Below are 12,966 nucleotides of genomic sequence, written 5' to 3'. Positions count from 1 at the left end.
AGTGTCACTTTTTAAACAGTTACTTTTTTCTATTTCTCTTTTCATGATGATTGTCTTCAGCGGCAGTTTTATTGTGACGCTGGAAAGCTCCCGCCATCAATACAACAACCAGCTGCTGGCGCATGCCCAGGATGCGGCAACGGCTCTGGGGGTTTCACTCACACCGAACGTCAACGATCCGGCGATGATCGAGCTGATGGTGAGCTCTATTTTTGATAGTGGTTACTATCAAAAAATCCGCATCGTCAATCTGACCAACGGTACAACGATGCTGGAACGTCACGCGGCGGCGTCGATCCCGGATGTACCCAGCTGGTTTGTGGATCTGGTAGATGTGGTCCCGCAAACGGGCAATGCCACCATTATGCGCGGTTGGCAACAGGCCGCCCGCGTGGAGGTCACCAGTGACCCCATCTTTGCGGTGCAACGTTTGTGGAGCAGCACTGTAGGCAATTTGGTGTGGATGCTGTCCTGTAGTCTGGCCTGCCTGCTGGCGGGGGTTATGCTGTTGCGTAAACTGCTGCGCCCGCTTAACTATCTGGCGAAACAATCAGAAGCGATTACCCGTCGCGAATTCCTGACGCTGCCTGAACTGCCAAAAACGCCGGAACTGCGCCGGGTCGTCGCAGCCATGAACCTGATGGCGACCAAGCTGAAATCACTCTTTGAAGAGCAGGCTATCTACAGTGAGCGCCTGCACAATGAGGCCTATCTCGACAGTCAGACCGGTATTGCCAACCGCCGCGCATTTGATATGCAGTTGCAGGCCCGACTGAGCGATGCGGATACCGCACCGGGCTATTTGATGTTGGTTCGCGTTCAGGATTTGGGGGGGCTGAACCAGCGTTTTGGCGGCCCACATACCGATAAGCTGTTGCAGAATATCGCCAACCTGTTGAATGCACACAAAGCCAAATACGCGCCGCTCGACAGCACGCTCGCCCGCATTCGGGGCGGCGAGTTCGCCCTGCTCTGCCCCGGCGTCACGCACGGTGAGATGCTGGAACTGCGTACTTCGCTGGCGCAAAAACTGACGGCATTTTATGCCACCGGAATGTCAGATCAACAGCCGGTCGCCTACTGCAGCATGGTGCCCTTCAGCGCCGGAGACAGTCCGCAGTCGTTGTTGATTCAGGCCGATCGTCTGCTGGTCGAAGCGGAAACGCATACCGACCACCAGGTCGTGCCGACGACAGAGGTCGCCACAGCGAGCGAAGATCAGCATTTATGGTTTGTGCGTCTGGAGCACGCGCTGGAGAATCAGCAATTTCAGCTGGTGTATCAGCCCGTGGTCGATTGTCATCAGCCGGATAAAATCCTGCATTACAAAGTGCTGTCGCGCATTGTTGATGAGCAGGGCAATACCATTAACGCCGGTCGTTTCCTGCCGTGGATCCACCGCTTTGGCTGGAGCCATCGTCTGGACAAGGTCATGTTAAAACTGACCTTAAATCAGCTGAAAATCGCCCCCGGTAAGTTAGCGCTGAGTATTTCAGGCAGTTCAGTAACCAGTGCTCGCGCCATTTCCGACCTGTTAAATCCGCTGAAATACGCACCAAAGCTGGCCGGTCGGTTAATTCTCGAGCTGGATGAAAACCAGCTACCTGGGCCGAACCAAATGGCGATGTTTGTTAAAGCCGTAAGTCAATATCGCTGCTCGCTGGGCCTGCAACACTTCGGCAGTCGCTTCGATATGATTGGTCATCTGTCACAGTGGGGCCTGGCGTATCTGAAAATCGACAGCAGCTATATCCGCCATATCGACAAAGAAAAAGATAAGCGCTTGTTTATTGAAGTGCTCTGTAACGCCACCCGCAGTATTGATTTACCGCTGATTGCCGAGCGCGTTGAAACCGCAGGTGAGCTTAAGGTGTTGCAGGAACTGGGCGTGGATGGCGCAATGGGACAGCTGTTAGGCGAGCCCGCACCGCTGTGATGAAAACAGGCCGTCTGGATGCCGTTGTTTTGCTTGCTTTTGCCGGATGGCGCTTCGCTTATCCGGCCTACAAAATCAAATGGTTATGATTTTTGTAGGCCCGGCAAGCCTGCGCCACCGGGCATTTTCTACGTTGTCTGCAGGCTGTCTGTTGCCGTTAAAAAATTCGGTCATCGTTACCGAGCAGTTGTTCTAACCCCCCGAGTTCCTGACGCGCGTTCGCGCGATTCATTAATTTAACCTGCGCCATCGGCGGTAGATCGGTAATCGCTATAACGCCTTTACGGATCAACAGGTAAATCAAGTCATCCAATACGCGCACCATCTCCAGGTCGCTCTTTTGCAGCATGGCCAGGAACTGTTGGTTGTCTATTTCAGTGCCGTGTTCATCAGGTGGAACAGCATTCATCTTGTTGCCTTAGATTAATATGTCGTGACGCGACTGCCCCGTGTACACAGGGCAGTCAGCTTCCGTTAGTGAGAGTGATTTTGTTCCGGTTTGGCGATCAGGTGATCCAGCGAGTACGTTGACGCATGCACATCGCTACTCAACGGTGTGGAGACTGCCGTGTCAATGCCATGCGCAACCTTCGCCGGGCTGGCAATCAGATGATGATCGCCGCCGCTTTGAATGTACTTCGCAATATCAACGCCTTCATGCAGCTCACGGGCCAAATCGCTCAGGTCGACTTTATCGAGCACGGCCTTCGCTTTATCGTCAGGACCCAGTACGGCTGCCGCCTGTCCGTGCGCGGATGCCGCTGGCGCGTATGACAAAGACAATGCGCTGTCATCAAACAGATTGTGCAGCGCATGCTGTGCTGCGGCGTGCTGTCCCTTGTCTGCCGCATGCGCTTTCACTGGCGCATGATCCTCCATGGTGACATGGACTGGCTGGCTGTAGGACGTTGTGTTGCCATGATCGTCATGTGCTTCAACGCTCACCATCACTTTGTTATGTCCGGCGTGGAATGCGGCAGAGTCTGCCGCAATGTCATAACGCAGTACGTTATTTGCCATATGAACGAATGCATCGAAATGATGGCCGTTTACCATTACATTGACGCGATCGCCATCCTGCACGTCACCGGTCACACTACCGGTAAGGTGGGTAATTGCGTTCTGTGACTCCGCCTGCGAAATGTGGTTATCGCCGGTGATTTTATCCACCACGATAGTGGCATCTGCGTGATCATCCACGCTATAGGTGTGCGGCGTATGTACGGTAAACGGGTTACCCGGATCATCATGACCTGTGATTTTGGCATCAATGCTGGTATGGGTTTTCAGAATGGCTGTATCTACATCAATCTGATACCCCAGTTTGCCGTTTGGCATTACCACCACCACGCCGCTGTAGGTGGAACTGCCCACCGTTAAAGTCACGGGATCACCTTTCTGTACATCGCCGCCTACAGAGCCGGTAATAGTGGTTTTCGGCGCTAAAAGATCTTGCGCGTTCAGAACGTTGTCAGCGGTGAGATTATCGATATCCACCGTACCCGATGCTACGCGGTCAATAGTGAGGGTCTTACCGGTATGGATCTCTTGACGGTTACCCGCATCATCATGCGCAATAACATGCGCCGTAATATTCTGGTTATGGATCAGGTCGACCGTACTGGCCTCGACGCTGAATACCTTTTTCCCCCCGCTGTTGGTCACATAGGCAACCAACTCTTTATCACTGACCCTTACCGTCACCTGATCGCCAACATCCACATCGCCAGTGACATAACCACTGATGGTCGTTGTCGCAAGTTTCGTTTGCGCATCGTTCAACACATCATCATCTGAAACGCTATCCAGATGAATTTCTGCGTCAACATGCGTGTCAATCTTCACCAGCTTATCGCCCGTCTCGGTGTGGGTGTTTTTCGCCGCATCCTGGCCCGTTACGCTGACGTGAATATTGGGGTCGGCCTGCAGGCCAAGTGTACTGACCTGCGCTGAGTAGCCCAACTGCCCATTCATATAGGGCAGTTCGATGACATCCGCATCCACTGTCACCTTATCCACGGTGATATGCACCTTATCCCCTTTGTGCACATCGCCGCCCACGGTGCCGCTGACTTCAACCGTGCCTGCATCCACCTCATCGGCATTAATAACGTCGTCACCACCCACAATATTGATGGTCACGCTGGCCGTTGCCGTCGTATCCAACAAGAAATTCTGCGTATAGCTGGCATCCTGAACGTTACCGTGATCATCATGACCTGTAACTTTCGCCACGATCGCCTGGTCAGCATTCAGGTCTTTGGTGTCGATATCCACTGAGTAATGCAACGTATCATCCACGATCGCGGTGTAGGTTTTAGTATTGAGCTCCAGCGTGACCTGGTCACCAGACTTCACATCCCCCGAAACCGATCCCGTCACCGTCGTAATAGGATGAAGAGCGACATCAGACTCCTGCGCATTCAGTGTATTATCATCGGTGATCTTGTCGATTGTTACGCCTGCGTCAGCCTGCAGATCGACCACAACGTGTTGATATGCAGAATCAGACCCACTATTCCCGGCCGCATCGGTTCCTGATATGGTCGCGACAACATCCGGGTTATTACGCAGGTCGTTGATGCTAACCTCTGTTGACCACTCCAGCGTTCCGTTATTGTCGTGTACCACAGCGGTTAGCGTATTGCTATTAACCTGCAATGACACCACGCTACCATCGTGGATCCCCTCGCCAGTGACCGTACCGCCGATCGTAGTTTTACCACTCAGCGCTTCTTTACCATTGATGACGTCATCGCTGGCAATGGGATCCATTGTGATATCAACAATGTTCTTTGTGTCGATACCGATGGTTTTAGGCAGCGAATCAGCTCCAGTCAGGTTGCCATCGGTAACCGTGATGGAAACAGCAAACGTCGGGTGCGCTTCAAGTTCTTTTGAAGGAACATCAACCTGGTAACCCAATTCTCCCGGTAATCCTGGAATTTCGAACACCTTGCCCTGGTAATCAACAGAATTGACCGTCACGGTAACGGTATCACCCACATGAGCATCTCCGGAGACCCGCCCACGCACCGGCGTGGAGGCTTTTTGTGCTTCATCGTGGTTCAGCACATCATCGCCCGTCACCTTATCAACCGTCAGATGAACCTGCGGCTGATGCGGGACCGTCGTCCCGGTACCGGTTGGCGGCGTGGTGATCGCTGGCGGGTTATGCATGATATACGGCGTATTCCCACTGACAGCCTGATTGTGAGTCCATGGCAGATCAATCAGTTTGTGGTCCGTTGCCGTCGCGGTATTACCATGATCATCATGCGTGGTAATCGAAACGGTGATATTACCGTTATCACCGAGATCACCCGTGCTCACTGAGGCCTGAAAACCCAGAATGTGATTTGGTAATTCAATGACATGGGTTGTATATCGGATCCCATTCCCAACAATAAGAATCACCTCATCATTCAACTTAGCATCTGGGTCAACATGTCCGGTGACAATCACATAGTCAGGTTTTCTGCCCGGAGCAAGATCCTGCGGGGTCGTCATGTTGGGCAATAAACCGGTGGTCATTGAATCAATCGTAATCCTGGCATCGGCATGGGTATCAATCACTACCGGACGGTCATCATGCCCATATGCCACGTTACCTGCCGCGTCTGTGGCCGACACTTCCGCATAGATGTGCGGATCCAACAGCAAGTCCAGCGTGGAGACATCCGCGCTAAAGGTATGCTGTCCGTTGCTGTCCTGTACTTGGGCGTAATAGACCTGATTGTTGACGGTCAGCTCAACCCAATCACCCACCAGTACATCACCGCCCACCGTCCCGGTGACGGTTGTCAGCGGGTTATGCGCCTCGTTATAGTTGATGACAGAATCGTGATCCGCCGTGACGATCGGATCAATATTAACAATAGCATCAGCATGATCGTCAACCTTCAGGGCATCCTGCGCCTGCGCCGTGGCGCTGTTACCATGCGGGTCGGTTGCGGTAATGGTGGCGGTAATATTCGGATCGTGCTGCAACCACTGGGTGGCCACATCGACGCTATAGCCCAATGCCCCCCCAAGATTCGGCAAAGCAATGACATAAGTATCAATCAGATGCCCACCATGGTGAGGATCACCACCAATATTCAGATGAACAATATCGCCCACCTTCGCATCACCGCCAACCGTACCACTCACCTGGGTTGTCGTTTTCAGCAGTTCACTGCCGTTCAGAGTATTATCACCGGTGACCGGATCGATAGTGATTGCGGCGTAGGCTTTATCATCCAGCCCCACGTTATGGTGTGCCGTAATATGCGCATGGTTTTGCGCCGCATCGGTGACATCCATCGACACATCGATATGTGGGCTGGCGATAATATCGGACGTCGCCACCGAAATATGGAAGCCCATCTTATTCCCGCCGAGATCTTCCACCACTCCGGTATAAGTCTGCCCGTTGATTGTCATCACCAGCGGATCGCCCGGATGCACTTCGCCCGTTACCGTGCCGCTGACCAGCGTATGGCCCTGCATCTGCTCATCGCGGTTAAGCGTGTTATCCGGCGTTACTGCATCGATCTTGATTGCTGCGTCGACACGCGTATCAATAATCACCGTCGTTTCGGCATCCGCTTTCGCCACGTTGCCCGCCGCATCGGTGGTGCTGACGGTGGCGGTTAAGTGCGGGTCGGCCAGCAAATCAGCGGTGCTGACCTTGATGCTATACCCGAGAACTCCGCCGCCCAGATCGACAACTTTCCCTGTCAGGACGTGGCCTTTCACCGTCAGATACACCACATCATTGACGTGCACATAACCAGCGACTTTTCCGGTTACCCAGGTAAACGGCTGGTGAGATTCGTCACCGTTCACCCGGTTATCGCCGGTGACCGGATCGATAGTCAGCATTGCTTTGGCGTGTAAATCTACTTTCAGATCCTGAGTCGCATGCACGTGCTGAATATTGTGCATGCCATCCTCGCCTGCCACTTTGGCAATAATATGCGGATCTTTCATAATGTCGCGGCTCAGGACATCCAGTTTATAACCCAGTGCATTGTTATGTTCTGGCAGGTGCTGAACGGTAGTTTCATAGGTGTTACCGTTGACCACCACACGAACCTTGTCTCCTTCTTTGACATCCCCCGAAACGGTCCCCATCACCTCAGTGGTATGTTTCGCTTCCTCCGCACCATTCAACGTATTGTCGCCCGCAATGGTATCGATGGTTATACCTGCCGTAGCATAGTTATCAATATGTACTGTATGCGGCGTGGAAACACTGACTTCATTACCCACCGCATCGTGGGAGATCACCGTAACTTTAAAGGCTACGTTTTTATCCTGGTTATTTATGTTATCGCTAAACGCAGATGAAAAAACCGGGATCTGATAACCCAGATTACCGCCGCCCAGATCGATAACCGTGTCGGTAAATACCTGACCATTAATGTCAATGGTGACTACATCGCCGACTTTCGCATCACCACCGACGATGCCACTGACCAACTGCATCGGCGTGTCCAGTTCTAAGTGGTTCAGCGCGTTGTCGTCGGTCACCTCAACGATGGTGATTGTCGCCTCCGCATGCAGGTCGATATGCACCGTATGATCGTGGGTCGCCGTTGACGGGTTCCCGTGGTCATCGACGGTGGAGATTGAAACATGCACATTCTGATCGATACCATCAGGCAGGTTTTTGGTGCTCACCGGAATGCTGTAGCCTAACGTGCCGTCCGCCAGCACCACCACGCTACCCTGCCAGGTCTGGTTGTTGAACGTTAAGGTCACAACATCGCCAGGTTTCGCATCGCCACCAACCGGTCCTGTAATAGTCGTCATGTTCAGCAGAGATTCGGCATGACTGATAATGTCGTCACCTGCCACGGTATCAATGCCGATACTGGCGCTGGCATTGAGATCGATTCCGACAGTACGTTCTGTCGTGGCGGTGCTTTCGTTACCGTGATCATCGGTGGTGTTGATACGGGCATGAATCACCGGATCGTTAAGCAGCATCCGAGTATCCACCGGGATGTGATACCCCAGATTCCCGTTTGGCAATGCTTCGACAAAACCATGGTAACGATGGCCATCAATCCTCAGCTCAACGGTGTCATGCAGTTTTGCATCTCCGCTCACCGTGCCGCTGATCTTCGTCTGACCGTTATTGTCCGTCGACTCCTTGATGTTGATGACGTTATCAGCGGTCACGCCATCAATGGTGATATGCGACTGTGTGTACATATCCGAGTCGATAGCTTTTGACGCGCTATGAGTGACGTGGTTACCCGCCGCATCGCTTGAGGTCACAGTAACGTTAATCTCCGGATGCGTTATCAGCATATGGGTGTTTACCGGGAAGCTATAACCTAACCCACCACCCGCCAGCGCAATCACCGTCGTTGTAAGGGTATATCCGCCTTTCAGCTCCAGCGTCACCACATCGCCTGCTTTCGCGTCAATACCGGTCACTGTTCCGGTGATATGCGTAACGCCGCCGTTTTCTGAAAACTCTTTAATATTGATAATGTCATCGACGGCTACTTGATCAATATGCACCTGGTTTTCAGCGTAATTGTCGATATGCACGGTGTGGGTGCTGACCGCCACCGCCACGTTACCCGCCGCATCCTGTGAGACTACGCTGGCGTGCACATCAACATCTTTCAGCACCATGCCGCTGTTGTCCGCAAAGGCGGCGGAGTCCACCGCGATGCTGTAGCCCAGGCTGCCGTTGCCCAGGTCGATCACCCGCCCGTGGTAGTCGTGCCCGTTGATGACCAGATCCACCCGGTCGCCCGCCCGGGCATCTTCCCCGCTGACGGTACCGGTAATGGTCCGTGTTTTCGCCGATAGCTCATTAAAATTCAGCGTATTATCGACCGTCACATCATCAATGCTGATGGCGTTGTGCGCCTCGGTGTCCAGCACCACGGTACGGTGATCCAGTGCGGTCACTTCATTCCCCGCCTTGTCGTGGCTGACCACCGTCACCACCACCCCGTTACGGCCTTCCTTCAGCGTGCCCGTCGGGACCGCCACCTCGTAGCGCAGATGGCCGTTGTCATTCACCACTGTGCCGGTAAACGTCTGTCCCTGCACGCTGACGGTCACCACATCGCCCGCCCTGGCGTCCGGTCCGTCCACCTTGCCACTGATCATTGTTGGCATACGATTTTCTGTGCTGTTGACCACGTCATCCGTGGCCACCGGGCGGATATCCACTCCGTTTTCAGCGTAGTTGTCGATATGCACAGTGTGGGTGCTGACCGCCACCGCCACGTTACCCGCCGCATCCTGTGAGACTACGCTGGCGTGCACATCAACATCTTTCAGCACCTTGCCGCTGTTGTCCGCAAAGGCAGCGGAGTCCACCGCGATGCTGTAGCCCAGGCTTCCGTTGCCCAGATCGATCACCCGCCCGTGGTAGTCGTGCCCGTTGATAACCAGATCCACCCGGTCGCCCGCCCGGGCATCTTCCCCGCTGACGGTACCGGTAATGGTCCGTGTTTTCGCCGATAGCTCATTAAAATTCAGCGTATTATCGACCGTCACATCATCAATGCTGATGGCGTTGTGTGCCTCGGTGTCCAGCACCACGGTGCGGTGATCCAGCGCGGTGACCTCATTCCCAGCCTTGTCGTGGCTGACCACCGTCACCACCACCCCGTTACGGCCTTCCTTCAGCGTGCCCGTCGGGACCGCCACCTCGTAGCGCAGATGGCCGTTGTCATTCACCACTGTGCCGGTAAACGTCTTTCCCTGCACGCTGACGGTCACCACATCGCCCGCCCTGGCGTCCGGTCCGTCCACCTTGCCACTGATCATTGTTGGCATACGATTTTCTGTGCTGTTGACCACGTCATCCGTGGCCACCGGGCGGATATCCACTCCGTTTTCAGCGTAGTTGTCGATATGCACGGTGTGGGTGCTGACCGCCACCGCCACGTTACCCGCCGCATCCTGTGAGACTACGCTGGCGTGCACATCAACATCTTTCAGCACCTTGCCGCTGTTGTCCGCAAAGGCGGCGGAGTCCACCGCAATGCGGTAGCCCAGGCTGCCGTTGCCCAGATCGATCACCCGCCCGTGGTAGTCGTGCCCGTTGATGACCAGATCCACCCGGTCGCCCGCCCGGGCATCTTCCCCGCTGACGGTACCGGTAATGGTCCGCGTTTTCGCCGATAGCTCATTAAAATTCAGCGTATTATCGACCGTCACATCATCAATACTGATGGCGTTGTGCGCCTCAGTGTCCAGTACCACGGTACGGTGATCCAGTGCGGTCACTTCATTCCCCGCCTTGTCGTGGCTGACCACCGTCACCACCACCCCGTTACGGCCTTCCTTCAGCGTGCCCGTCGGGACCGCCACCTCGTAGCGCAGATGGCCGTTGTCATTCACCACTGTGCCGGTAAACGTCTGTCCCTGCACGCTGACGGTCACCACATCGCCCGCCCTGGCATCCGGTCCGTCCACCTTGCCACTGATCATTGTCGGCATACGATTTTCTGTGCTGTTGACCACGTCATCCGTGGCCACCGGGCGGATATCCACTCCGTTTTCAGCGTAGTTGTCGATATGCACGGTGTGGGTGCTGACCGCCACCGCCACGTTACCCGCCGCATCCTGTGAGACTACGCTGGCGTGCACATCAACATCTTTCAGCACCTTGCCGCTGTTGTCCGCAAAGGCGGCGGAGTCCACCGCGATGCTGTAGCCCAGGCTGCCGTTGCCCAGGTCGATCACCCGCCCGTGGTAATCGTGCCCGTTGATGACCAGATCCACCCGGTCGCCCGCCCGGGCATCTTCCCCGCTGACGGTACCGGTAATGGTCCGTGTTTTCGCCGATAGCTCATTAAAATTCAGCGTATTATCGACCGTCACATCATCAATGGTCAGGGCGTTATGTGCCTGGGTATCCAGCGTCACCGTGGTGTTCTGCACCGCCACCGCGGTGTTGCCTGCCGTATCCACGCCGGTGACGGTGACCTGCACGTCGTTGCGGCCTTCGTGGAGGGCGGAGGTCGGCACCGCCACGTTATAGCGCAGCGCCCCGTGTTCGTCGGTGATCACCACGCCATTGAAGGTCTGGCCGTTCACCTGCACCGCCACCGGGTCACCCGGCTGCGCGTCCCCGGTCACTGCACCAGAAATCAGCGTCGGCATACGGGACTCGCTGCGGTTGACGGTATTGTCATCTGCCACGGTGTCGATGCTGATGGCATCCGCCGCCACGGTATCCAGCGTCACCGTGGTGTTCTGCACCGCCACCGCGGTGTTGCCTGCCGTATCCACACCGGTGACGGTGACCTGCACGTCGTTGCGGCCTTCGTGGAGGGCGGAGGTCGGCACCGCCACGTGATAGCGCAGCGCCCCGTGTTCGTCGGTGACCACCACGCCGTTGAAGGTCTGGCCGTTCACCTGCACCGCCACCGGATCACCCGGCTGCGCGTCCCCGGTCACTGCGCCAGAAATCAGCGTCGGCATACGGGACTCACTGCGGTTGACAGTGTTGTCATCTGCCACGGTGTCGATGCTGATGGCGTTCGCCGCCACGGTGTCCAGCACCACGTTTTTGTGTGTGACGGCAGTCGCTTCGTTACCCACATCATCATGGCTAACCACCTTCACCTGCACATCATTGACGCCTTCTTTAAGCGTTCCCCTTGGCACCTCAATTTCGTACCGGAGTTGACCATGATCGTCGAAAACCGTGCCGTGGAATTCTTTTCCCTGAACAGTCAACGTCACCGGATCGCCCGCTTTGGCATCGCCACTGGCGACGCCGGTAATCAGCGTTGGCATGCGGTTTTCACTGGCGTTAACAACATCATCATTCGCCACTGTCTCGATGGTCACAGCATTCTGTGCCAGCAGATCGCTCTCGACATGATGCTCCGTAGAAACTGTCGTGGTATTCCCGGCATCATCGGTTGACGTTAGCGTGGCGTGGAAAGTTGGGTCATTCAGCAACCCGTGAGTTAATACCGGGATGTTATACGTCAGCGGGCCATTGCCAGGATCGGTCACAATGCCGGTATATTCTTTGCCATCGACCAGTAAGGTCACGATATCGCCAGGTTTGGCGTCGCCGCCTACATGCCCATGGATGATGGTTTGCGTATGGAGAGATTCTTCGTAGTTAATCAGGTTGTCTGGCGTGACGTTATCTACCGTAATATCGATGCGCGGGCCGGTGATATCAATCAGCGCATTGTCGAAAGTTTGTGCCGTTCGACCCGACACATCGGTGGCCGTTGCCACCACGGTGACGTTCCCTGGCTGTAAACCACCCAGATCGGTATCGATAAACCAGTGACCGTTCCTCACAGGGACATCGACGGTGAATGTGTTTTTTTGGCTATCGGTGAAGGTCAGCGTGACGTGGTTCTGGTTACTGGTGCCGCTTAAATGCGTCCGGTGGAATTCATTCTTGTTAATGTAGCCGTCGTTGCCTGCAAACTCCGCAATAGTCACTTCTGGTGGGAAAAGACTGGCAGACCCGGACAGGATCCCCGCCACCGGCAGGTTGATATCGCCGTTTGGGCTACCCAGTCCCTTGGTGCCAAAACCCGCAGTAGGATCAACCACCTGCCCGGTCAGTTCAAGCTGAACCCGCGTGTGACCGCCACCGCCACCTTCCATCGGCACCGGTTCGTCGTTGCCCGCTGCGGTCGCGTCAAGTATCTGCGTCGGATCCGCACCATCGGCGATGGCTTTTTGTACGGCGGCAATATCCTGGGCATCATGATTCGGATTATGGCTTACCTGTATCCCGTGCTCTCCCCAGTGGCTATTACGCCCAATATCTACCGTCTGCCCGTTAGGTAGAGAGATACTGACCGCGCCGCTGGCACCGGTCACAATTTCTTCACCGAGAGAGATCCTGTCGCCTTCATGAACAAGTCGTTGTGTGCCATTGGCTTCAACAACATAGACCTGTCCAATAATTGCTTTGATCACACCGAGTAATTTGCTCACCGTAACCTCACTTAAATACCATCATTATTTTTATAAACTCGTTAATATATTAACGAACAAAAAACACATTCTTTTAATGTAAACAT

Annotated in this window: 3 protein-coding genes; 1 reads left to right on the top strand and 2 read right to left on the bottom strand. The window is 54.8% G+C overall.

The window, feature by feature from the left end; genetic code table 11:
* Position 1 precedes the first annotated feature (1 nt).
* On the top strand, positions 2-1,936 hold the full coding sequence (lapD, locus tag AC3ITF_RS04595; protein WP_489176170.1) for a cyclic di-GMP receptor LapD: 1,935 nt from the start codon (positions 2-4) through the stop codon (positions 1,934-1,936).
* 157 nt (positions 1,937-2,093) lie between these two features.
* Here lapD and AC3ITF_RS04590 read toward each other — a convergent pair whose 3' ends face one another.
* Together AC3ITF_RS04590 and AC3ITF_RS04585 are read right to left on the bottom strand one after the other, a co-directional pair.
* Positions 2,094-2,345: a hypothetical protein gene (locus AC3ITF_RS04590; RefSeq protein WP_370316670.1), complete on the bottom strand. Its 252-nt coding sequence runs from the start codon at positions 2,343-2,345 to the stop codon at positions 2,094-2,096.
* Positions 2,346-2,410: 65 nt separating this feature from the next.
* Positions 2,411-12,880: a retention module-containing protein gene (locus AC3ITF_RS04585; RefSeq protein ID WP_489176169.1), complete on the bottom strand. Its 10,470-nt coding sequence runs from the start codon at positions 12,878-12,880 to the stop codon at positions 2,411-2,413.
* Positions 12,881-12,966: the final 86 nt, after the last annotated feature.

It is taken from the genome of Citrobacter sp. KH_055_1, from assembly GCF_057838705.1.
This window is presented reverse-complemented; position numbering and strand designations above follow the sequence as displayed.

What these genes read in the sequence shown, in the direction of transcription:
- AC3ITF_RS04590 (WP_370316670.1), bottom strand. Translation starts at nt 2,345, where the DNA reads ATGAATGCTGTTCCACCTGATGAACACGGCACTGAAATAGACAACCAA.